General features: G+C 63.6%; 22 protein-coding genes and 1 tRNA gene. 17 read left to right on the top strand and 6 right to left on the bottom strand.

Annotated elements, in window-relative coordinates; all coding sequences use genetic code 11:
- Positions 1 to 2 precede the first annotated feature (2 nt).
- Complete coding sequence (locus ACVWY6_RS16645) at positions 3 to 1,388, top strand: MFS transporter (RefSeq protein ID WP_457539500.1); 1,386 nt, start codon at positions 3 to 5, stop codon at positions 1,386 to 1,388.
- 929 nt (positions 1,389 to 2,317) lie between these two features.
- Here ACVWY6_RS16645 and ACVWY6_RS16640 read toward each other — a convergent pair.
- Both ACVWY6_RS16640 and ACVWY6_RS16635 read right to left on the bottom strand, forming a co-directional pair.
- Positions 2,318 to 2,560, bottom strand: a complete 243-nt coding sequence (locus ACVWY6_RS16640) for a hypothetical protein (RefSeq protein WP_457539498.1) — start codon at positions 2,558 to 2,560, stop codon at positions 2,318 to 2,320.
- 29 nt (positions 2,561 to 2,589) lie between these two features.
- Positions 2,590 to 3,672: a nucleotidyltransferase domain-containing protein gene (locus ACVWY6_RS16635; protein ID WP_457539496.1), complete on the bottom strand. Its 1,083-nt coding sequence runs from the start codon at positions 3,670 to 3,672 to the stop codon at positions 2,590 to 2,592.
- 283 nt (positions 3,673 to 3,955) lie between these two features.
- Between ACVWY6_RS16635 and ACVWY6_RS16630 the strand changes: the two genes are divergently transcribed.
- The 4 genes from ACVWY6_RS16630 to ACVWY6_RS16615 all read left to right on the top strand — a co-directional run bounded on the left by ACVWY6_RS16630 (position 3,956) and on the right by ACVWY6_RS16615 (position 6,219).
- Positions 3,956 to 4,315, top strand: coding sequence for a helix-turn-helix domain-containing protein (locus ACVWY6_RS16630; RefSeq protein WP_457539494.1), 360 nt, complete (start codon positions 3,956 to 3,958; stop codon positions 4,313 to 4,315).
- 95 nt (positions 4,316 to 4,410) lie between these two features.
- The gene (locus ACVWY6_RS16625; protein WP_457540187.1) at positions 4,411 to 4,761 is read left to right on the top strand and encodes a DUF1883 domain-containing protein; all 351 of its coding nucleotides are present in this window, start codon (positions 4,411 to 4,413) and stop codon (positions 4,759 to 4,761) included.
- A complete protein-coding gene (locus tag ACVWY6_RS16620; protein WP_457539493.1) occupies positions 4,740 to 5,102 on the top strand; it encodes a toll/interleukin-1 receptor domain-containing protein in 363 nt (120 codons plus the stop codon). The genes ACVWY6_RS16625 and ACVWY6_RS16620 overlap by 22 nt, the downstream gene beginning before the upstream one ends.
- 106 nt (positions 5,103 to 5,208) lie before the next feature.
- Positions 5,209 to 6,219 carry a DUF3644 domain-containing protein gene (locus ACVWY6_RS16615; protein ID WP_457539491.1) on the top strand — a complete coding sequence of 337 codons (1,011 nt, stop codon included), beginning with the start codon at positions 5,209 to 5,211 and terminating at the stop codon, positions 6,217 to 6,219.
- A 646-nt stretch (positions 6,220 to 6,865) separates the two neighbouring features.
- On the opposite strand, the gene ACVWY6_RS16610 is transcribed toward ACVWY6_RS16615, so the two are convergent.
- Positions 6,866 to 6,948: transfer RNA gene (locus ACVWY6_RS16610), tRNA-Leu, on the bottom strand.
- Between the two features lie 352 nt (positions 6,949 to 7,300).
- Here ACVWY6_RS16610 and ACVWY6_RS16605 point away from each other — a divergent pair.
- The 7 genes from ACVWY6_RS16605 to pknB all read left to right on the top strand — a co-directional run bounded on the left by ACVWY6_RS16605 (position 7,301) and on the right by pknB (position 17,006).
- Entirely contained in the window at positions 7,301 to 8,683 is a 1,383-nt protein-coding gene (locus tag ACVWY6_RS16605) for an FhaA domain-containing protein (protein ID WP_457539489.1), read from the top strand.
- A gap of 157 nt (positions 8,684 to 8,840) precedes the next feature.
- Complete coding sequence (locus tag ACVWY6_RS16600; RefSeq protein ID WP_030167109.1) at positions 8,841 to 9,305, top strand: FHA domain-containing protein FhaB/FipA; 465 nt, start codon at positions 8,841 to 8,843, stop codon at positions 9,303 to 9,305.
- Complete coding sequence (locus tag ACVWY6_RS16595) at positions 9,302 to 10,789, top strand: PP2C family protein-serine/threonine phosphatase (RefSeq protein WP_023955256.1); 1,488 nt, start codon at positions 9,302 to 9,304, stop codon at positions 10,787 to 10,789. Before ACVWY6_RS16600 ends, ACVWY6_RS16595 begins: the two co-directional genes overlap by 4 nt.
- Positions 10,789 to 12,216, top strand: a complete 1,428-nt coding sequence (locus ACVWY6_RS16590) for an FtsW/RodA/SpoVE family cell cycle protein (RefSeq protein ID WP_457539486.1) — start codon at positions 10,789 to 10,791, stop codon at positions 12,214 to 12,216. Before ACVWY6_RS16595 ends, ACVWY6_RS16590 begins: the two co-directional genes overlap by 1 nt.
- Positions 12,213 to 13,715 (top strand): peptidoglycan D,D-transpeptidase FtsI family protein, encoded by a 1,503-nt coding sequence (locus tag ACVWY6_RS16585; RefSeq protein WP_062796044.1) that lies wholly within the window; start codon positions 12,213 to 12,215, stop codon positions 13,713 to 13,715. Before ACVWY6_RS16590 ends, ACVWY6_RS16585 begins: the two co-directional genes overlap by 4 nt.
- A gap of 4 nt (positions 13,716 to 13,719) precedes the next feature.
- Positions 13,720 to 15,099 (top strand): protein kinase domain-containing protein, encoded by a 1,380-nt coding sequence (locus tag ACVWY6_RS16580; RefSeq protein WP_457539484.1) that lies wholly within the window; start codon positions 13,720 to 13,722, stop codon positions 15,097 to 15,099.
- Complete coding sequence (gene pknB, locus ACVWY6_RS16575) at positions 15,099 to 17,006, top strand: Stk1 family PASTA domain-containing Ser/Thr kinase (protein WP_457539482.1); 1,908 nt, start codon at positions 15,099 to 15,101, stop codon at positions 17,004 to 17,006. The genes ACVWY6_RS16580 and pknB overlap by 1 nt, the downstream gene beginning before the upstream one ends.
- A 58-nt stretch (positions 17,007 to 17,064) precedes the next feature.
- Here the strand turns inward: pknB and ACVWY6_RS16570 are convergent, their stop codons facing one another.
- Positions 17,065 to 17,730, bottom strand: coding sequence for an aminodeoxychorismate/anthranilate synthase component II (locus ACVWY6_RS16570; protein WP_030167098.1), 666 nt, complete (start codon positions 17,728 to 17,730; stop codon positions 17,065 to 17,067).
- 100 nt (positions 17,731 to 17,830) lie between these two features.
- Here ACVWY6_RS16570 and crgA point away from each other — a divergent pair, with 100 nt between their 5' ends.
- Complete coding sequence (crgA, locus tag ACVWY6_RS16565; RefSeq protein WP_023959067.1) at positions 17,831 to 18,121, top strand: cell division protein CrgA; 291 nt, start codon at positions 17,831 to 17,833, stop codon at positions 18,119 to 18,121.
- Positions 18,122 to 18,191: 70 nt separating this feature from the next.
- Positions 18,192 to 18,653, top strand: a complete 462-nt coding sequence (locus ACVWY6_RS16560; protein ID WP_457539479.1) for a PH domain-containing protein — start codon at positions 18,192 to 18,194, stop codon at positions 18,651 to 18,653.
- Between the two features lie 23 nt (positions 18,654 to 18,676).
- Here ACVWY6_RS16560 and ACVWY6_RS16555 read toward each other — a convergent pair whose 3' ends face one another.
- Both ACVWY6_RS16555 and ACVWY6_RS16550 read right to left on the bottom strand, forming a co-directional pair.
- Positions 18,677 to 19,564 (bottom strand): rhomboid family intramembrane serine protease, encoded by an 888-nt coding sequence (locus ACVWY6_RS16555; RefSeq protein ID WP_457539478.1) that lies wholly within the window; start codon positions 19,562 to 19,564, stop codon positions 18,677 to 18,679.
- 46 nt (positions 19,565 to 19,610) lie between these two features.
- Entirely contained in the window at positions 19,611 to 20,150 is a 540-nt protein-coding gene (locus ACVWY6_RS16550) for a peptidylprolyl isomerase (protein WP_023959064.1), read from the bottom strand.
- 164 nt (positions 20,151 to 20,314) lie between these two features.
- Here ACVWY6_RS16550 and ACVWY6_RS16545 point away from each other — a divergent pair, with 164 nt between their 5' ends.
- From ACVWY6_RS16545 to ACVWY6_RS16535, 3 genes are all read left to right on the top strand, one after another.
- The gene (locus ACVWY6_RS16545; RefSeq protein WP_099382823.1) at positions 20,315 to 20,512 is read left to right on the top strand and encodes a hypothetical protein; all 198 of its coding nucleotides are present in this window, start codon (positions 20,315 to 20,317) and stop codon (positions 20,510 to 20,512) included.
- Positions 20,509 to 20,763 carry a DUF6480 family protein gene (locus tag ACVWY6_RS16540; RefSeq protein ID WP_051721189.1) on the top strand — a complete coding sequence of 85 codons (255 nt, stop codon included), beginning with the start codon at positions 20,509 to 20,511 and terminating at the stop codon, positions 20,761 to 20,763. Before ACVWY6_RS16545 ends, ACVWY6_RS16540 begins: the two co-directional genes overlap by 4 nt.
- A gap of 85 nt (positions 20,764 to 20,848) precedes the next feature.
- Positions 20,849 to 21,664, top strand: a complete 816-nt coding sequence (locus ACVWY6_RS16535; protein ID WP_457539477.1) for a GAF domain-containing protein — start codon at positions 20,849 to 20,851, stop codon at positions 21,662 to 21,664.

Raw genomic sequence — 21,664 nt, 5'->3', positions numbered from 1 at the left:
TGATGCCAACAGAGGATGCCGGCGAGCCGCGATACCGCACCTTGCTGCTGACCCTGGGCCTGCTGACCACCATCACCGCGATCGTCAGCAGCCTCGGGGCCCCGCTGATCCCGGCCATCGCCGACGAGCACAACGTGACGCTCACCGACGCGCAGTGGGCTCTGACCGCCACCTTGCTCACCGCAGCGGTCGCGACACCGATCATCGGGAGGCTCGGAGCCGGACAAATGCGTCGGCCGACGATCATCACCGGTCTCGTCATCGTCACCCTGGGTTCGATGCTGGCCGCACTTCCCTGGGGTTTTGCTCCGCTGTTGATCGGCCGGGCGATGCAGGGCGTCGGATTGGCGCTGGTCCCCCTTGCGATGGCCGTTGCTCGCGACGTCATCCGGCCACCGAGAATCTCGGGCGTCATCGCGATGTTGTCGGTGACAGCTGTCGCCGGTACCGGCCTCGGATACCCGCTGACGGCCGTGGTCGCCCAGACCTGGGGCTTGGCTGCCGCTTACTGGATGGGCGCCGTGCTCAGCGCCTGCACCCTGCTGATGGCGCTGAGTTTTGTTCCGCGTGCGCAGTCGGTGATCCGCGCACCTGTGGACTGGGCAGGCGCGGTGATGCTGTCCGCCGGTACGGGGTCCACGCTTCTGGCGGTCAGCAGGGGTGAGACATGGGGCTGGACGTCGCTTCGCACCGTTGTCCTTGCGCTGGTGGGACTTACGTTCCTCGTCGTGTGGGGGCGATGGAGTCTGCGACGTGATCACCCGCTGGTCGATCTCCGCCTGGCCACCCGCTCGGGAATCGCTGCACCGAATCTGGTGGCCTTCGGCGGTGGCATCGGTATGTACACGTTGCTGACGTTGACCATCGTGCTGGTCCAGAGTTCGGATCCTGGCTGGGGGCTTGACCATTCGGTCACCGTCGCCGGCCTGATGCTGGTGCCCTACTCGCTGACGAGTGTTGTCGGCAGCAGACTCGCGCTGGCGGCCGGCGCCAAGTACGGCCCCGACGTCCTGCTGCCTCTGGGCTCGGTTGTGTTCATGGGTTCCACTCTCGGTCTGGCCTTCGTGCACAGCAATGTGTATTGGGCTCTGGGCTGGATGGCCGTCGGTGGACTGGGCAGCGGCTTCACGTTCTCGTCGCTGGCCGTGCTCATCGTCCCGCACGTTCCGCAGGAGGAAACCGGTAGTGCGATGGCGTTCAACATGGTTCTGCGCTATCTCGGCTTCTCGGTGGGCAGCGCGGTCAGCGTGACGCTGATGGCCGTATACGGCGGCGGGCAACAGGGGTTCGTCTGGACGCTCGTGACCATGGCGGCGGTGTTCGCCGTTGTCGCGGTAGGTGCGTGGTTGCTGACCACTCGGCAGAGACCACCGGCCGTTCGTAGTTGAGTAAGCTCATCGCCGCTCTTCGATCCACGCGGTCGAGCCTTTTCCACATACCCCTTGAGAATCGTGCCCTCACGCACGTCCGTTCTCGCATGCACTCAGAAAAGGCGGGAACCGATGATTTTCCTGGCCTTTGTCTCTTTTTTTCGCGGTTCAGGTTGCCTGGTCGTAGTAGCCATCGACGGGCTAGTTCGCCGGCGATTGGCGATTGGTTCCTCGATTTGCCGACTACGGATTTGCGCTCAGATGGGCAATACAGTGAACCGCCGACGCGGTATGATGGCAAGTTTGACGCCGTCGGTCTTCATCGCCACCAGAAGTTTCGCGAGATCGGCTAGCGCGGCGAATTGGAACGCCGCACATGTAGCGCGCCAAAGTCGATCGGCCAGTCGACAGCCGCAGCCTCTCTAGAACTCTCCGGCATGTCCGGGCTGCGCGCTAGGGGTTGTGCATCAAAAGTAATGTGGGGAAGCCAATGTGGCGAATGCTGGCCGACGACCTGAGAAGTCTCCATGTACGCCTCCGGCTTATCGACCCCGCACTCTCCGAGGAAAGCCAGGAAGCGAACTCTGCAGCTATTTCTCAATTCTACTAGAGAGGGTTCGGGCTCGATTGTGATTACTTCATAGCTTCGGCCATTAGATAAGAGACTAGTGATGGCAACTGCACGTCCGGAGTACGAAGGCAGAGATCTCGCAATAGATTCATGCAGGTATCGGACTATAGCCGCTTCATAGGTCCACAGTGAGACCCCGGTTGTCGCCGAAATCTCGCGATATAGGTCGAGTGATTTTCCCACATGGAAGACAGTCAGATGCAAGTCGCTTGCTCTGCAGTTTGAAATCGACGGCACTTGTTGCCGGACGACATCAGCGTTCGTAACTGAGCACTGCAGCACCAACCGTTTAGAACCAAGATAGGTAGTGTCCACTTTAAGCTTTTGCAAACTCGCCGTCGTAGGCAACAGACTTCTCGTTGGAGACATCAGCCATTGTGCGGGCAGTCACAGATGCGTCCTCGATGGACCGGAGAACCATATTGTACCCAGCGGAAAGCTGCACCGCTTCATCTCGCATGATGTCTCGCCTTGCCGCGATCTCAGTGGCCATCGCGCTTAGCTTATTGGCGATATCCTTGAGTGCCTGGATCTCGTCTGCCAGTTGGTTCTTAGTCATTACTTCTCCTTTGTGTAAAGTCAAGGCCGCTACACGATGCAGTACTCATATAGAGGGGAGCGATTCTGGCCCGCAGTCGAAAAGAGGCGCACAAACTTCTCATGGAACGCGAACGCCAACGCTTGTTGCTCCTTCCAGGTTGTATCGTCCGCTAGAGCCTCAAGGAGCTGGTCTTCGCTAGTTGCAACGAATGTCAAGTAGTCGTTGTACATTGAGAGCACTTCGTGCGCGAGAGCAGGGACCGCCGATGTCTCGGGATGTCGCGACGAGACGTTTAAAACTCGATCAATTGGCAAAGAGTCAAACACCTCTTGTGCGCTAATCCTTGTAAGACCCTCGCTGGCAGAGCGGTCTACGAGATCTAAAATAGTCGAGTAAACCCCAAGTAATTTAGAGTAGCGCAGTTTCAAATTCTCCATACGGCGCTTGGGTGTAGATTTGAATCCTTCGCCCTTCATTCTTCTATTATAGCGCTCAAAGTTTAGGCAAAGTACACCCCACCATCGCCGGATATCATTTGTTAGCATTATCGGAAAGAATGGATCGTCCGACGAACTTCTATCCCAGTACGCGCTGAGCACCTGCTCACGGGCCAAGTCATAGGCATCAGCATTCAGCAGCGGCCGGCTATTCATGAGAAGCAGGAGGCGCGCAGTGAACGAGTTGGATGCATCGTCCGTGGGTGCTCCTATCTCTGAGAGAATTGTCATGAATGAATGGGGTTGAATAAACTCTCCACCGCGCGAAAACGGCCGAAATTCCGCCGCCCCCCGGAGCTCATCCAAAGCCTCTATCAACCGTGCACTTTCAACATAGTTCAATCGACCTCGGGATTCATTTGAACCTTTCGAAACCGGCAAGTCATCAAGTACGAAAAGGTCGAGGTCGCTGGCTTCACTTGCTTCGTCTCGGGCTACGGACCCCGTGACGTAGATGCAGGCGCGGTTGGAGATATGAGGAGTGTCGTCCCTGTCCGCGTGCTCAAGCTTGGGCCAGAGAAGTCGCCCACCCATCGACAGCGCTGTCCAACGCCCCCGCGTGTGCTCGCGTCGTCGAGCAAGCTCGGCATACTTTGAGGGATCGAGACTCGGGGAGCCCAGCTGAACGTTCATCCCGGTCCCTTCCCGGAGCTGCCGCCGTTCGCGGGCACAGTGAACGAGGGGTCATCCCGTAGCCTCATCTGCCCCACGAGTCACACCTTACCTGCGCAATGCGCGAGAAAGTCATGCTGCTGGACCGTGTCTGACCCAGGTGAATCGAGATCGCACAGTTACTTATATCTCGTCGCGACGACAGCCACACAGTCATCCTCCTATCCTCCCTTAGCTCAACAGGAAGTGCACGGTACAAGTAGACCTTATAGTAGCGCTACTGTATTAGCACTAGATTGGAACTATGTCGCGCCAGAAACTCTCCGCCGAAGACTGGCTCTCGGCTGGAGAGGCACTCCGCGAACGATTGAAGACTGGGCGCTTGGCACGGGGGCTGAGCCAAGAACGACTCGCGCAGAAAGCCGGGCTTTCGCTCCCAGCTCTACGCAAAATTGAGCGGGGGGCGACTGCTGAGCCGGGAATCTTCACTGTGTTGGCAATCCTGCGCGAACTTGGAATGTCGGTCAGGGTTCTCGAGGAGCTGGCTGCCGATTCGAGCCAACAGCAGTTGCCCGTGGATGAGGTGGCGAAGAACGAGGCGGAGCAGAACTCTGCCACGGCGGCGCGGGGCAACGACCCGTTCCCGCCGCAGGACAAGAAGTAGGCGCCGCCGTGCAGCACCTGCACTACGACCTTGGTCATTAAAACAAGGGCGCGGTCGCGGTCGTCACGCTGGACTAAAAGGCCAACGTCCAGCTCCTGACGGCTTCGCAATACCGCTCTTACAAGGCGGGCCACCGGTACAGCTACATCGGCGGGCTCGCTACAAAGTCGCCCGCGCGCCCGACCATTTCGCGCAGCGGGAGGTCGGGTGTCGTCGTCGACCTGGGCGGCTATGGCGGGAAAATGCGCGCTAGCGTGGGACTCGGGCCGCCGCCACGCGGGAATCTACCGACGTTACGCCAGCAGCCGAGCCCGGCCGGAACGTCGAGGTCCGCGACCCAGTCGAGCCGAGCGACGACCCTTTCGGCGGCCAGACCTGGGACGTCTTCCTGTCGCACGCGACCGAGGACAAGGAATCGGTCGCGGTGCCGCTGCGTGATGCTCTGACTAGCCTCGGGGTCAGAGTGTGGCTGGACAAGACCGAGATCAGGATCGGCGACAGTCTGCGACGCAAGATCGACGAGGGCATCCGATCGAGCCGCTTCGGCGTGGTCATTCTCTCGCCGGCCTTCTTCGCGAAGGCGTGGACAAATCATGAACTCGACGGACTTGTCACGCGCACAGTAGCTGGTGAGCAGACGATGCTGCCGATCTGGCACAAGGTGACCGCAGAGGACGTCCGCAAGTACAGCCCGTCATTGGCCGACAAGCTAGCGCATAACAATTCCGATGTCGACATAGATGAGGTTGCCGAGCAGATAGCGGACGCCATTATTCGAAAGGATTGATCAAGTCCTTCGTCGGCGGTAACTGGAACCCAGTTCCGGTGACCGCCGGTACTCTTCTCTGCGATGCGGACTGGCCGCGTTCTCCCCGAGGAAGCGGAGGAAGCCCGTGGGTGCACCGTACGTTTCGATCAAACGACTAGTCGACAATTCGCTCGCAGCGATGCTCGCTGCCGTCGAGGTCTACAACAAGCCGCAGATGACCTACCGCGACGAGGTCACCGTGATGCTGGTGGTCAACGCGTGGGAGCTCGCGCTGAAGGCGACCCTGCGGCAGGAGCGTCAGTCGATCTTCTACCCGAAGAAGCCGGGTCAGCGATACCTGTCGATCTCGATCGATGAAGCCCTCAGGCGCGTGAACGCGCAGGCACTGTGGCCGGACAGTGTTGACGGCACCGCAACGACTGTCAACATTAAGTCGCTCACCGAATACCGCGACCGGGCAATCCACTTATACAACGCGCGGGGGCTCGGGTCGGTAATCCATCCGTTCCTCCAGCAGAATGTTCTGAACTACCGCGACTTTGTGCTCGCGAGGTTCAAAAAGGACCTCGCCGACTCTATGACATGGCAGCTGCTGCCGCTCGGCGCGACGGCGCCGGCTGATGCGGTCCAGTTTATGAGGGCCGACAAAAATTCGACAATGGTTACCGAGGTGGAGGACTTCATCAACGAGCTACGCGATCTTATGGACGATGCAGAGGCCAGCGGCGCGGACATGGCGCGGGTGGCGGTCGTTTACGACATCCACCTGCGGTCAGAGAAGAAAATGACGAGTGCGGATCTCGTGGTCGCGGTGTCCCAAACCGCAGACGGGCAGATCGCAATCCAAAAGACTGACCCCAATCAAACGCATCCCTACAGCGCGACAGAACTGATCCAGCGAGTGAACGACAAGCGAAAGGGCCGTGCAATCAACAGTTATGACCACCAGGCGATCTGCTGGAAAGAGTCGCTGCGCGACAAGCGACGGTATTCGTGGAAGCACAGCAACGCTGCGAGCTATGTGTGGTCTGGTGACGCGGTGTCATATCTGTCCTCAGTAACTGACGAGCGCTACGACAAACTCCGTTCCGAATACCGCAAATATCTGCGGGAGATTCGCGAGCAATCCGAGTAAGCAATTCACCTTCGACCAAACGTCTTGCGCTTCAACCCTCCGCTCGGGGTGCGATGAGTGCGGTCGAGCCGCAAAAGTGTCTGCGCAGCAGTCACTCCCGAGAGCTACTTGTCGACGTACATGCCGTCAGCAGCAGTTGATCAAACGCGGTCGGAACTTGTTGGCCACCAACATGAGTTGAGACGTCGCGCCTTCGAAGGCGGCCAGATCTGAGCCCGCGCCCGGGTCATGTCTCACCATTTTTGTAGCGGTTGCAGCAAACCCGACTTCGACTTCGCTACTGCATTGCGAACGTCCTCGGGGCCGACTGGGAGCGGTTGTGGAAGAAGATTCGGCTCGCCTCATCGGGCGGTTCAGCAACCTCCCGAGCCTGTCGGGGGTGTAGATAGCGCCCGCGCGAGCCTGATCTCGAGATTTGCGGCTACGTACGGGCGGTTTCGTTCTCAGCGTGTTGGTAAAGATGATCATCATTGTTGACCGCACTGTCCTGAACGGGCGGCCCCCGGAGCGTCCTTTAAAGGGGTCTCGAGTGTCTTGATTAGCGCATTCCACACGCCGCGGGGCCCGGCGGATCCTGAAAGCAAAGAGGTCAGGCCGCATTTCTGCAACCTGACCTCTGTACCGCATTGAGCTGAACTGCTATCTGTGGGCGAAGGGGGACTTGAACCCCCACGTCCCGAAGGACACTGGCACCTGAAGCCAGCGCGTCTGCCATTCCGCCACTCGCCCGTGGCTGCTCGTCGGTCTTCAAACGAACTGGAAAACGGTAACATGGGCCGGCCCTGCGTCAGAAATCGGCAGCTCTGGACCGTGAGGGTGACGGGTCGAACACGCGGCACGTCAGAGGCACGTGCGATCAAATGAGTTGTACGTCACTTCCCGCACAGCTTTCGGCTGGGCCCATTCGGGCCGATCAGCCCACGTATTCGGCCGAAACGGACACCAGGCGTCTACTGGGACATCTGTGGCGGACGGTGCAGAAGTTCCGCCTGGAGTGTCCAACGCGGGGTGTGAGTCGCTATCATCAAACAGCACGATTGGCACGCCGACACGCTGAGAACTCGAAGGGAGGTCGTCGGTAGTGGGGATTCTGCAAAGAATCGAACGCAAACTCGAAGGTGCGGTAGATGACGGCTTCGCCCGGGTCTTCGGCGGCAAGGTCGCCCCGCAAGAGGTCGAGAACGCTCTGCAACGCGAAGCGGAAGACAACTTGGAAGACCTCGGCGACGGCGGCAAGCTCGCCCCGAACGCCTACAACCTGGTGGTCAGCTCCACCGACCACCGCGAGATGGTTGCCGAGTACGAGCTCAACCGGAAGACCTTCTCCAAGCATCTCGAGAATTTCATCCGTGACAACGGATGGCAGACATACGGTGACGTGGTGGTCGAGTTCTCCCACTCACCCACCCTGCACACCGGTCAGTTCCGGGCGCGGGGCACGGTTAATCCGGACGTCCGGCCGATGCCTGTGCAACAAGCAGGCCATCGTCCTCCAGATCAATCAGGGCCGCCGTTGCCCCATCCGCCGCCCGCGGCGCCAAACCGAAACCCACAAGTAGGAGCCACTCCCATGACGCAGAACTCCGGATACGACCCCCGCGGAGGTTACGAACAGGGCTCCTACCCACCGCAGGCGGCCTACAGCCAGCAGCCCTACGAACAGGGCCAGGACAACTCCGGCGACGGTGTGCAGGCGTACAGCCAGCAGGGTGGCTACGACCAGCAGGGCTACAACCAGGCCGGCTACGACCAGCAGGGTTACGACCAGCGTGGCTATGACCAACGCGGTTACGACCAGCACGGTGGCTACGACCAGGCCGGGTACGACCAGGGCGCCTACCAGCAGGGCGGCCACGACCAGCAGGGCTACAACCAGGGTGGGTACGCCCAGCCGCCGGCCAACCAGGAGCAGGGCTACGACCCGCGCAACTACCAGCAGGGTTACGACCAGGGCGGCTACCAGCAGCCCGGATACGACCAGCAGGGTTACGACCAGGGCGGCTACCAGCAGCCCGGGTACAGCCAGAACGAGTACGACCAGCAGGGTGCATACAACCAGCAGGCCGGCTACGCGCAGGGATACCCGCAACAGGGCGGGTACGACCAGCAAGGTGGCTACGACCAGCAGCCCGGGTACGCCCAGGCTCCCGGCTACGGCGCTCCCGCCGCGTACGCACCGACGGCGATCACGCTGCTGCTCGAAGACGGCAGCAACCGCACGTTCCAACTGCGCAACGGCTCGAATGTCATCGGCCGCGGCCAGGACGCCCAGTTCCGTCTGCCCGACACCGGTGTTTCCCGTCGCCACGTCGAGATCCGCTGGGACGGCTCGAGCGCCCTCCTCAACGACCTCAACTCCACGAACGGCACTACGGTCAACGATGTCCAGGTCAGCAGCTGGGAACTCGCAGACGGTGACCGGATCCGCGTGGGGCATTCGGACATCACCGTCCGTTTCCAGTGACGCCCGCACAAACCGTCACTACCCAGTAGCGCGCTCCCTCGATCCGCGTGGCTCACAGCTGCTCGATGCACAAGTGAGACATCCGAATGCGTGATGGGGCGACACTGGGCCATAAGATGCACTGGACGTTGATGGCTGGCCCAGGAGGTGGAAAAGCGTGCAGGGCATAGTGCTGCAACTGACGCGTGTCGGCTTCTTGCTGCTGCTGTGGCTCCTGGTGTGGGCAGTACTGCGGGTCATCCGCACCGATGTGTACGCCGCCACCGGCCAGCGACCCATGACGCGCTACGAACGCCGCAACCGCGGCGGGTCCCCCGCCAAGGTGAAAGGCGGGGCCAGATATCTCGTGGTCACCCATGGGGCCCTGGCCAACACGAGGATCACGCTCGGCACCCAACCGGTGTTGCTCGGCCGCGCCGACGACTCGACCCTGGTTCTCACCGACGAGTACGCCTCCGAGCGCCACGCCCGGCTGATCCGCCGGGGAGATGACTGGTATGTCGAAGACCTCGGCTCCACCAACGGCACCTACCTCGACCGTGCGAAGGTCACCACCGCTGTGCGCGTGCCGCTCGCAACTCCGGTCAGGGTGGGCAAAACCGTGATTGAGTTGCGCCCGTGACCCTGGTGTTGCGCTATATCGCGCGTAGCGACCGCGGCTTGGTCCGTGCGAACAACGAAGACTCCGTATACGCCGGTGCCCGATTGCTGGCCCTTGCCGACGGCATGGGCGGCCACGCGGCCGGTGAGGTGGCCAGCCAGCTGGTCATCCAGGCACTACGTCCCCTCGACGACGACGAGCCCGGCGGCGACCTCCTGGCGAAACTCGAAGAGGCCACCCGCCACGGCAACGAGGCGATAGCCGACCAGGTTGCCGAGGCCCCCGAACTCGACGGCATGGGCACCACCCTCACCGCCATCCTCTTCGCGGGCTCGCGCCTGGGTCTGTGCCACATCGGCGATTCACGCGGCTATCTGCTGCGCGACGGCCAGCTCACCCAGATCACCCGCGACGACACGTTCGTTCAGACCCTTGTCGAAGAAGGCCGGATCACGGCCGAAGAAGCACACACACATCCGCAACGGTCGTTGATCATGCGTGCGCTCACCGGTACGGAGGTCGAGCCCACGCTGACGGTGCGCGAAGCCCGCGCCGGCGACCGCTATCTCCTGTGCAGCGACGGCCTGTCCGATGTGGTCAGCGAAGAGACCATCGCCGACACCATGACGTCGGTGGAGAACTACCGCGACTGCGCCGACCGGCTCATCGAGCTGGCCCTGCGTGGCGGTGGCCCCGACAACGTCACCGTCGTGGTCGCCGACGTCGTCGATGTGGATTACGGCGACAGCCAGCCGATCGTCGGCGGCGCGGCCGGAGGCGACGACCAGGAGTACGTCCCCGATCCGCGTACCTCGGCCGGTCGTGCGGCCGCGCTGCGTCCGCCTGCCCAGTCGCCCCGGCGACCGACCATCGGAACCCCCGAACCCGAACCGCCGCAAGCACACCCGCGTCGTAAATGGATCCTCGGTGGTATTGCCCTTGCCGTGATCGCCGTCCTCATCGCCGGTGTCTTCGTGGGCCGGGCGATCGTCCGTTCGAACTACTACGTCAGCGCCGACAACGGCGAGGTGGTGCTCTACCGCGGATTGCAGGGGTCATTCCTGGGCTTGAGCCTGCACGAGCTGAGCAAGATCACCTGCACCGGAGCCATGGACACCGACAGGCCGACGGTCACCATCGCCGACTACAACAATCGTCCCGAGAACTGCGTACCCCTGAAGGTGTCCGACCTCACCGGCACGGCGCCCGCCTCGCTCGAAGGCCGCGACCCCGTGCCTCTCGACGATGCCGAGGAACAGGTCCGAAACCTGATGGACAACCTAGTGCCGTTGTGTCCCGAAGAGGAGTCCGCCTCGGCCGAGGGCGTCACCCCGGGCCCGGCCCAGCCCCCCGCTCCGGGTACCGAGAGTCCTGTACCGCCGCCGGCCACACCGGGACAGCCCGCGCCGGTGCTCCCGCAGTCGGGCAGTGCCAGCACGCAGCCTCCGCTGACGTCCACCACCACGCCGCCCGTCACGGCCCCGGAAAACTGTCGGGGGCGCTGATGTCACAGGCCGCCGTCACACAGACACCGGCTTCCGGGCCGATCCGCAACTACACAGGCCGCAACTCCGAACTGGTGTTGCTCGGCCTGTCGACGATCATCGTCTTCACCGCGCTCATCCTGGTCGAGGCTGCGCAGTCGCAGAGCATCACCTGGGAACTGGCCAAGTACATGGCCGCCTACGTCCTGCTCTACGGTTTCGCCCACCTCGTCGTACGGCGATTCGCGCCCTACGCCGATCCGCTGATCCTGCCGCTGGTGGCCACCATCAACGGTCTCGGGCTCGTCCTGATCCATCGCCTCGACCTCGGGACCGGTCAGAACGGTGAGACCGCCAACCCCATCGACCGCACCAACGACGCCGATCAGCAGGTTCTGTGGGCCGTCCTCGGCATCATCGCGTTCGCGGCCATCCTGATCCTGATCCGCGACCACCGGACGCTGTCGCGGTACAGCTACCTGCTGGGCCTGAGCGGTCTGATCTTCCTGGCCATCCCGGCGATCCTGCCGTCGTCGATGTCGGAGATCAACGGTTCCAAGATCTGGATTCGCACCCCGCTGTTCAACATCCAGCCAGGCGAATTCTCGAAGATCCTGATCATCATCTTCACCGCGTCGTTGCTGGTGTCCAAGCGTGATCTGTTCACCACCGCGGGTAAGCATTTTCTCGGTATGGACCTACCCCGCGCTCGCGACCTCGGCCCGCTGCTCGCCGCGTGGATCATCTCCATCGGCGTCCTCGCGTTCGAGGCCGACCTCGGCACCTCTCTCCTGATCTTCTCGACCATGCTGGTGATGCTGTACGTGGCGACCGAGCGGGTGAGCTGGCTGATCATCGGCGTCAGCCTGTTCGCCCTGGGCGCACTGGTCGCCTACCAGCTGTTCTCACATCTGCAGGTGCGTGTCGCGGTGTGGCAGGACCCGTTCAGCGACTTCTACGGCCAGGGCTACCAAGTCGGCCAAAGCCTGTTCGGCCTGGCCACCGGCGGTCTGTTCGGCACCGGTCTGGGTTCGGGCCGGCCCAACATCGTGCCGTTTGCCAACACCGACTTCATCATCGCGACCATCGGCGAAGAGCTCGGCCTGGTGGGACTCGCGGCGATCCTCCTGCTCTATCTGGTGTTGATCGTCCGGGGTCTGCGCACCGGCATCGCCGTTCGTGACAGCTTCGGCAAGCTCCTCGCCACCGGGTTGTCGTTCACGATCGCGGTGCAGATCTTCGTGGTGGTCGGCGGCGTGACCAAGCTGATCCCGCTGACCGGCCTGACCACGCCGTTCATGTCCTACGGCGGCTCATCGCTGCTGGCGAACTACATCCTGGTCGCGTTGCTTATCCGCGTGTCCAACGCCGCACGTGAGCCCGATCCGACCAAGAAGAAGTCGACGCCCATCGCCGATGCGCCCACCGAGATGGTCAAGCGCTCATGAACATTCCCATCCGCCGCGTGGTCATCGCGGTCATGGTGATCATCCTCGTGCTGCTCGCCAACGCCACCTACGTGCAGGTGTTCAAGGCCGACAACCTGCGGGCCGACCCACGCAATCAGAGGGTGCTCCTCGACGAGTACTCGCGTCAGCGCGGCCAGATCACCGCCGGCCAGGACGTGATCGCGCAGTCGGTGCCCACCGATGACCGGCTCAAGTACCTGCGCACCTATCCGGGACCGTGGGCGCCTGCCTTCGCACCGGTCACCGGTTACTACTCGTTCCAGTACGCGAGTTCGGGACTCGAGCAGGCCGAGGATTCCATCCTCAACGGCAACGACGACCGGCTGTTCGGACAGCGTTTCGCCGACATGTTCTCCGGTCGTGATCCACGCGGGGGCAACGTGATCACCACCATCGACCCGCGGGCGCAGCAGATCGCCTTCGACGAGATGAACAAGGGCTGCAACGGCGGCTGCCGCGGAGCCGTGGTGGCGCTCGCACCGAACACCGGCGCGATCCTGGCGATGGTATCCACACCGAGTTACGACCCCAACCTGCTGGCCAGCCACGACACCACCGTCCGTGAAGACGCCTGGGCCGCGTGGAATCCCACCGAGGATTCGACCGGGTTCCAGCCGATGCTCAACCGGGCCCTGAACGAGACCTACCCACCTGGTTCGACGTTCAAGGTGATCACCGCTGCCGCTGCGCTCGAGCAGGGCATCGGCCAAGACGAACGCCTTACGGCGGCAAGCAGTTACACGCTGCCGCAGACCGAGACCGGACTGACCAACTACGGCGGTCAGACCTGCCCAGACTCCAGCGGTGGCCAGGTGACTATGCACCAGGCCCTCGAATACTCGTGCAACACAGCGTTTGTGCAACTGTCCACCGAGAAACTGCAGAACCCGATCGAAGCGGTCAAGAACCAGGCCAACGCTTTCGGTGTCGATACCGAACTACCCGACACCCCGCTGCCCGTCTCCGAATCGTCGGTCGGCCCGATCCCTGACCTCGCCGCTCTCGGCCAGAGCTCCATCGGCCAACGTGATGTGCGGTTCACCCCACTACAGAACGCGATGATCGCCGCGACCATCGCCAACGGTGGGGTTCGCATGCAGCCGTACCTCGTGGACAAGTTGCAGGGTCCGGACCTCAAGACCCTGAACACCACCCGGCCCAACTCGCTCAACGAGCCGATCAGCGCTCAGACCGCTGCGACCCTGACCGAGATGATGATCGACTCCGAACGCAACACCCGCGGATCCGGCGGGCCGGTGTCGATCGCATCGAAGACCGGCACCGCCGAGCACTCCAACACCCAAGGCACCGATGAGACCCCCTACGCCTGGTATATCGCGTTCGGTCCCTCGAGCAATGCCAAGGTGGCGGTGGCGGTGATCGTCGAGAACGGCGACGGCGGACTACAGGCAACGGGCGGCTCGTCAGCCGCCCCTATCGGGCGTGCCGTGATCAACGCGCTCGCAGGTGAGAGGTGACCGGGTGAGTTTGCAGGGTGGCACGACCATCGCAGGCCGGTATCGGCTGATGCGGTTGATCGCGACCGGAGGCATGGGCCAGGTGTGGGAAACCATGGACACCAGGCTCGATCGACGCGTGGCCGTCAAGGTCCTCAAGGCCGAGTTCTCCGACGACCCCGAGTTCCTCGAGCGGTTCCGCACCGAGGCCCGGACCACCGCGCAGCTGAACCACCCCGGGATCGCCAACGTCTTCGACTACGGCGAGGCGCAGGATCCGGGTGCGGGTTCGGTGGCCTATCTGGTGATGGAATTGGTCAACGGGGAGCCGCTCAACGCGGTGCTCTCCCGTGTCGGCCGGCTGTCACTGAACAACTCCCTCGACATGCTCGAGCAGACCGGCCGTGCGCTCAAGGCCGCCCACGACGCCGGTCTCGTGCACCGCGACGTCAAGCCCGGAAACATCCTCATCACTCCCACCGGGCGGGTGAAGATCACCGACTTCGGTATCGCCAAGGCAGTGGATGCGGCGCCGGTCACCCAGACCGGAATGGTCATGGGCACAGCGCAATACATCTCGCCTGAGCAGGCGCTCGGCGAAGACGCAACCGCCGCGTCCGATGTGTACTCACTCGGTATCGTCGGCTATGAGGCGATCGCAGGCCGCCGTCCGTTCCTGGGTGACGGCGCCATCACCGTGGCGATGAAGCACATCCGCGAAGAGGCACCACCACTTCCGACCGACCTCCCGGTTAACGTCCGGGAACTGATCGAGATCACCATCGCGAAGGACCCCAAACAGCGGTACGCCGATGGCGGGGAGTTCGCCGATGCGGTGGCTGCCGTGCGCGCCGGCCGCCGGGCGCCGTTGCCGGGTACCGCGGCCGCAGCGGGCGCACGACCGGCCACTGCGATGATGGCCCCGATGACGGGCGCGACCCGTCCCACGCCGCCGCCGCAGCACCGTGCCGTGGTCGCACCGGTGCCCGTGGATCGCCAAGACGGCTGGTCCACAGGGCAGAAGGCGCTCGCCGCCGCAGCCGTACTCTTGCTGCTCGGTGCGCTGGTCCTGGTCGGCTTCCTGATCCTCAACTCCGATGACACCACCGGCGACGTCCCGACGAGGTCGACGACACCGACCACAACGACAACCACGAGGACCACCACGCCTCCGCCGACGACCACCGAAGAAACCACCACCGAAGAGACCACGACCACAACAACGCGTACGACCACGACAACCACTGAGGAAACGACGACGACCACCGAGTCGTCGACCGGTGGATTCACCTTGCCGAGCATTCAGATCCCCGGCCTGCCGGCTCGGGAGAGCGATGACCAGCTCGGCCAGGGCGACGAACAGGCCAGTACGAGTGCGCAGCCCGAACCACAGGATGGTGGTTGATGGCCGACCCCCGGCAGATCTCTGATCGATACGAACTGGGCGAGACCCTCGGTTTCGGCGGTATGTCCGAGGTTCACCTCGCGCGTGACCTGCTCCTGCACCGCGATGTGGCCATCAAGGTGTTGCGTGCCGATCTGGCCCGCGACCCCACGTTCTACCTGCGCTTTCGGCGCGAGGCGCAGAATGCCGCGGCCCTCAATCACCCGACGATCGTCCAGGTCTTCGACACCGGCGAGGCCACCACCCCGGAGGGGCCGCTGCCGTACATCGTGATGGAGTTCGTCGACGGCGAAACCTTGCGAGACGTTCTGCGCGCCGAGGGGTACATCAAGCCTCGACAGGCGATGACGTGGGTCGCTGACGTGGCTGCGGCACTACACTTCTCACACCAGAACGGCATCGTCCACCGGGACGTGAAGCCGGCGAACGTGATGATCGACAAGTCCGGCGCGGTGAAGGTGATGGACTTCGGCATCGCCCGCGTCCTGGCCGACACCGGCAACTCCGTGACCCAGACCGCGGCCGTCATCGGCACCGCTCAGTACCTGTCACCCGAGCAGGCCCGCGGCGAGAGCGTCGACGCCCGCAGCGACGTCTACTCGCTGGGCTGTGTGCTGTTCGAGCTGCTGACCGGCGAACCACCGTTCACCGGCGACTCACCGGTGGCCGTTGCCTACCAACATGTGCGTGAAGATCCCCCGACGCCGTCGTCGGTCCGCGAGGGGGTGCCGCACGAGCTCGATTCCGTGGTTCTCAAGGCCATGAGCAAGAACCCGGCCAACCGCTACCAATCGGCGTCCGAGATGCGGTCGGATCTGATGAAGGTGCTCGCAGGCGGCAAACCCAGTGCCCCGATCGTGATGTCGGACGAGGACCGCACCGCGCTGATCGACACCGGTCCTCGGGCGCGTGTCTCTCGCGTTGGGCCGGCGGGCACCAGTCACCGCCGCGATGATGACGACGACGACTCGCAGACGCGACGCAAGGCTCTCAAGTTCGCCGGATTCGGTGTGCTCGCGGCCTTGGTGATCGCTGCCGTGAGCCTGCTGCTGCTGCGTCCCTGGGCGTCGGATGTGACTCCACAAGTGTCGATTCCCCGGGTCACCGACATGTCGGCGGTGGACGCAAAGGCCGAACTCGAACGGATGGGCTTCCGCGTGAACCAGCGCGACGAGCCGAGCCCGACCGTCGCGGTTGGTGCACCCACCCGGACCACCCCGGGTGAAGGCGTGAAGGTCGACAAGGGAGCCACGGTCACCCTGTACGTGTCGACCGGTCCTCTGCGCCAACAGATCCCGGATCTGCGTGGTCGGACGTTGGCGCAGGCGACGGCGGAGCTCGGGAATCTGGGATTCACCAACACCCGGTCGATCGAGGTGCCCTCCACCGCCGACCTCAAGGACAAAGTGGTCGCCACCGCACCTGCCGCACGCAGTACGCAAGCGGTCACGGAGCTGATCACCATCCAGGTCGGCACCGGCCCACGCAAGGTCACCGTCCCCGACCTCACCGGGCAGCGCGAGGCGCAGGCGCGAACCAATCTCGACCAGCTCAACCTCGACATAGCGGTGGTCGCCACCGATTCGGAGCTGCCGTCAGGCACCGTGATCAGCTCATCGCCGAACGCCGGCGAGGTCGTCGACGAGCGAAGCGTCGTGCAGGTGACGATCAGCCGGGGCAACATGTTCGTGGTGCCCGATCTGCGCGGTCGAACAGCGGCGCAGGCCCAGACGATCCTGACGTCGGCGGGGTGGGAACGAACCACCCTCACCACCGTGCAGCGCAACGTGCCGCTGGGCAGTCCCGACGACGAGAAGGTCCTCGAACAGGCTCCCGTTGCCGGCAGTCTTCTCCGCAAGGACGCGGCGGTGTCGATCACGGTCGGACGGGCGAGCCTGCTTCCCTGACCTCGGGAAGACCGCAGTCACCCCGATCCATCCGATACCGAGGATCGGCCGGGTGTCATCAGCCGAGCGCTGCGGCCACCTGCGCTTCGAGGGTGCTGACCTGTCCATCGGGGACGGTCATGCCGCACACGGTCAGCCAGTTCGCCAGCATCCGGTGCCCGCCCTGGGTCAGCACGCTCTCCGGATGGAACTGCACACCGTGGATGGGGAGTTCGCGGTGCTTCATGGCCATCACGATGCCGCTCTCGGTGTGCGCGGTCACCTGGATCTCGGCCGGAATCGTCTCGGGTAGCACGGTGAGGGAGTGATACCTGGTTGCCGTGAACGGATTGGGCAGGCCCGCCAGAACGCCATCCGCGTCGTCGTCGTGCGTGACCAACGACGTCTTGCCGTGCAGCAGTTCTGGCGCCCGATCCACGGTGGCACCGAAGGCCGCGCCGATCGCCTGATGGCCCAGACACACTCCGAGCAGAGGGGTGCCCTGGTCGGCCGCAGCCTTCACAAGAGGCATGGTGGCGCCGGCGCGCTGAGGGGTGCCAGGTCCCGGCGACAGCAGAACACCGTCGAAATCCTTGATCGCACCGTCGGGGTCGGCGAGCCGAGCATCGTCGTTGCGCCACACCTGCGCATGCACACCCAACTGGCCCAGATACTGGACCAGGTTGTAGACAAAGCTGTCGTAGTTGTCCACCACGAGTATTCGCGCGGGCTGTGGCTCATTCACAGTGGTCAACAATACCTGGGTGCACGCGAGGGCCTCCCATCGTCGATCCCAGGTGGGCTAGGTTATAGGGAGACGTTTTTGCCCGCGAACCGAGGAAACCATGCCCAAGTCGAAGGTCCGCAAGAAGACCGATTACACGATCAACCCCGCCAGCCGCACACCGGTCAAGGTGAAGACCGGGCCGTCGAGCCCGGTGTACGTCTCCACCATGCTCGGCCTGATGGTGCTGGGACTGCTGTGGCTGATCGTCTTCTATCTGGTTGCCACCCCGGAGTCGCTCGGCGCCGACGGCAAGATCCTCAACTGGATGTACGAGTTGGGACCATGGAACTTCTTGATCGGTTTCGGTTTCATGGTGGCCGGCCTCCTGATGACCATGAAATGGCGCTGACCAGGCATTATGGTTCATCCACAGTCTTGAACAACATGTGTGTAATTCATCCCCACTGTGGATAAGGCCTGTGGATAACTCGGCACAGCCTTCTCTCGCCTGGTCCACTCCGGCTGCGATGGGCGCGGTCATGGTGGTCGGCGGCATACTCCTCGGCGGCGCAGCGGCGTTCTCTGCTCCCGACCCGGCCGGCCTGGTGCTGATGTCGATTGCGGCACTGTTGTTGGTGGTGCTCGGCGCGATCGCGCTGGTGGTGCGGCCCAGGCTCGCCATCATCGACGGACACCTGATCCAGATCCGCACGGTGACGGGCGCGCGCAGATACCCATTCGATGCGGTGCGCCGCGCCCAGGTGCTCACCTACTCGCGCTACGGCCGCCAGGTACCGCATCTCGAGTTCGACCTCGACGACACCGCGGCCGGCGAAGGTGAAAGATTGGTGATCTTCGGCCGGTGGGACCTCGGGACCAATCCGCTGGACGTGGCAGATGCTCTACGCGCAGCCGGATTGCCCGTGGAGACCAGAAAGTAGCTGCTCGACGTTTCGGTCGCAGATCAGACCGTGAGTGTTGCCGCGCGCACGACGCCGATCAGCAACGCCAGCACCATCAGCCCGGCAATCGAAGCCCAACCGACGGCGGCGACGTTACGGGCGGTACGCGAGCGAGCGGGCAGAAGACCGGGGCCGTAGAGGACCCCGGCGGCCGCGGCGGCGCCGAAGACCAGCCCCCCGAGGTGGGCCCACAGGGAGATGTTGGGGATGGTCAGCGAGAGAACGATGTTCAGCCCGATCACACCCAGTACGAACCCCGCCGGAACCTTGGCCCGCAGCACCACCACCAGCGTGGCCCCCATCAGCCCGAAGATGGCTCCGGAAGCGCCGGCGTTGATGGCGTTCGGGTTCTCGAACAGCATGACCATCGCGCTGCCACCGAGTAGCGACGCCAGGTAGATACCTACGAAACGTGCTGTGCCCAGGGTGATTTCGACATCACGGCCCAGGATGTACAGCGAGAACATGTTGACCGCGACATGAATCAACGAGAAGTGCAGGAAGCCGGCGGTGAGCAGACGCCAGTACTCGCCATCGGCGAGGAAGGGCCCGAAGAGCGCGCCCTCGTAGAAGATCCGCGAGCCGCGGACTTCGGTGAAGCTGCCGGCCTGCGCCACCGTGGCCGCGAACACCGCGATGTTGACGGCGAGCAGCACATACGTCGCCCACGGGGTCTTCGACCCGATGCCCCGAGGTCCGACCACGGTTGCCCGTGGAGTGTCTCGCCCGGATGCCCGGACGCAGTCGACACAGTGCTGGCCGACTGCGGCCGGGGTGAGACATTGTGGACATGCCGGACGGCCGCACCGGCTGCACGCCAGACCCGTCAGCCGGTCAGGATGCCGGACGCACACCTGGGTGGGCGGCGACGGCGGGTTCTGGGATGTCACACAGTCCTCATCTGAGCAGAGCTCGGCACGACCGAATGGCGGTCTGTCAGGACTCGATGGTGACCTTTTCGATGATCACGTCGTCCAGCGGACGGTCACGACGGTCGGTCGGGACGGCCTCGATCGCCTTGACGACCTTCTGGGACTCCTCGTCCTCGACGACACCGAAGATGGTGTGCTTGCGGTTCAGGTGAGGGGTCGGGCCGACGGTGATGAAGAACTGCGACCCATTGGTGCCGGGTCCGGCGTTCGCCATGGCCAGCAGGTACGGCTGGTTGAACGTGAGTTCCGGGTGGAACTCGTCCTCGAACTGGTAGCCCGGTCCGCCCATACCGGTCCCGGTGGGATCGCCGCCCTGGAGCATGAAGCCCGAGATGATGCGGTGGAACACCGCGCCGTCGTAGAACGGTCCGGCGTCTCCGCCGGAAGCGTTGGGCTTGGAGTACTCCTTCGACCCTTCGGCGAGGCCGGTGAAGTTGGCGACGGTCTTGGGCGCGTGGTTACCGAACAGGGCGATTCTGATGTCACCGTGATTGGTGTGCAGGGTCGCGGTTGCGGTTTTCAATGCTGTGGTCACGGCCTCCATGGTGCCACTGAACGCCGTCGGCGCAGACGTCAGCCGACGGGCGAGCCAGGTTTTGCCATCGCCACCGCGGGTACTACCCACCTCACGGGAGCCCAGCAGTAGTCCGTGGCCCCACCACCTTCGAGATCCTCGCTGGTGACGAGTCGAGACGAAAGTGAGAGACGATGACCGACGCAAAGAAGGACGTTTCCGGCACCACCCCGGGAGTCGACGAAGCACCGCAAGAGCCAGACACAGCACTCGACGGAACCACCGCTCCGGACGCAACCGAACTCCCGAAAGACGGCAGCGATCTACCCGACAACTGGGACAACAGCTCGGGATACGCGGGGGCATCGGCCGAACAACTCGAGGATCGATGACCCAGAACTCAGGGCCGGTCCACGACGAGACCAACCCGGATCCGGCGAACACACCTGGCCTCGAGGCGGGGGGTGGGGTGGCGCCGGGATCGACGCCACCTGATGCACCACAGACGTCAGGCCTGTCGGACTCCGAACCGCGAACCAGCAACCGGTTCCCTCCCACCGGCATCGCTTTGATCATCGGGCTGATCATCTTGGTGCTGTTGTTCGCCGCCGCGGCGGTGGCGATAGTCGTCCAGATGGCTTAGCTCCACCCCCGACAGACAGGCGTATCAGGGGCAGACGCGGCGAAGGTCCTGCGAGTACGTTTGAGGGAGGCGATGGGAGCGCACGATGAACGGCACCTCTGACAGAGGGTCGCCGGCCGACGGTGAAGGCGCAGTTCCCGACCAATCCAAAGCCGGTTCGACCAAGAACGTGGCAGGCAACACTTCGGTGTTCACCGGGGTCAGTCAGCTCTGCGACACGGTGATGCGTCTGTCCGGCGTCGACGGAGCCGCCATTGCTCTGCTGACCCGCTCGAGCCGGGTCCGCGACCTCGTCTACGCCACCGATGCGACTGCCCAACAGATCGATGAACTGCAGTTCACCCTCGGTGAAGGCCCGTGCCTCGATGCCTACCATCACCACGACACCCAGCTCTTGCCAGACTTGCGCGATTCGGCGGCCACCGGGCGGTGGCCGGTGTTCGCCGGCGAGGCCCTCGACATCGGTGTGCGGTCTGTGTTCGCGTTCCCGGTGGTGGAAGGCGGTACGCCCCTTGGGGTTCTCGAGCTGTATCGCCGCACCGCCGGGGCCCTGGCGGTCGACGAGCTCAACGCAGCCCTGACCATCGCGGCCACCGCCGCTTTCACCGTCCGGCAGAACTGGGACGAGTACCTCGCGAGGACGGACGACGCCGGTGGCGCCGATGCCGCGGCCGAGAATCTCAGCCAGGCGCAGGTCGATTCGCCAGGCGCCTTCTCTCGTTCCCAGGTTTATCTGGCGTCCGGGATGGCTGCCGTGCAGCTCGGTATACCGGCCGGCCAGGCACTGGACCGGCTGCGTGCATATTCCTACCAACACGGCCGTTCCATCAAGGACGTGTCCGACGACGTGGTGGCCCGCCGACTGAACCTGCGTGACGAAGCTGATCTGGAGGACACATGA

The sequence above is a fragment of the Williamsia sp. R60 genome (assembly GCF_054063855.1).
This window is presented reverse-complemented; position numbering and strand designations above follow the sequence as displayed.

Bases quoted from the DNA above. Each gene is read 5' to 3' on its own strand.
- ACVWY6_RS16545 (WP_099382823.1), top strand. From the start codon at position 20,315: ATGACCGACGCAAAGAAGGACGTTTCCGGCACCACCCCGGGAGTCGAC.
- ACVWY6_RS16590 (WP_457539486.1), top strand. From the start codon at position 10,789: ATGTCACAGGCCGCCGTCACACAGACACCGGCTTCCGGGCCGATCCGC.
- ACVWY6_RS16540 (WP_051721189.1), top strand. From the start codon at position 20,509: ATGACCCAGAACTCAGGGCCGGTCCACGACGAGACCAACCCGGATCCG.
- ACVWY6_RS16535 (WP_457539477.1), top strand. From the start codon at position 20,849: ATGAACGGCACCTCTGACAGAGGGTCGCCGGCCGACGGTGAAGGCGCA.
- ACVWY6_RS16645 (WP_457539500.1), top strand. From the start codon at position 3: ATGCCAACAGAGGATGCCGGCGAGCCGCGATACCGCACCTTGCTGCTG.
- pknB (WP_457539482.1), top strand. From the start codon at position 15,099: ATGGCCGACCCCCGGCAGATCTCTGATCGATACGAACTGGGCGAGACC.
- ACVWY6_RS16585 (WP_062796044.1), top strand. From the start codon at position 12,213: ATGAACATTCCCATCCGCCGCGTGGTCATCGCGGTCATGGTGATCATC.
- ACVWY6_RS16640 (WP_457539498.1), bottom strand. From the start codon at position 2,560: ATGACTAAGAACCAACTGGCAGACGAGATCCAGGCACTCAAGGATATC.
- crgA (WP_023959067.1), top strand. From the start codon at position 17,831: ATGCCCAAGTCGAAGGTCCGCAAGAAGACCGATTACACGATCAACCCC.
- ACVWY6_RS16630 (WP_457539494.1), top strand. From the start codon at position 3,956: ATGTCGCGCCAGAAACTCTCCGCCGAAGACTGGCTCTCGGCTGGAGAG.
- ACVWY6_RS16550 (WP_023959064.1), bottom strand. From the start codon at position 20,150: ATGGAGGCCGTGACCACAGCATTGAAAACCGCAACCGCGACCCTGCAC.
- ACVWY6_RS16635 (WP_457539496.1), bottom strand. From the start codon at position 3,672: ATGAACGTTCAGCTGGGCTCCCCGAGTCTCGATCCCTCAAAGTATGCC.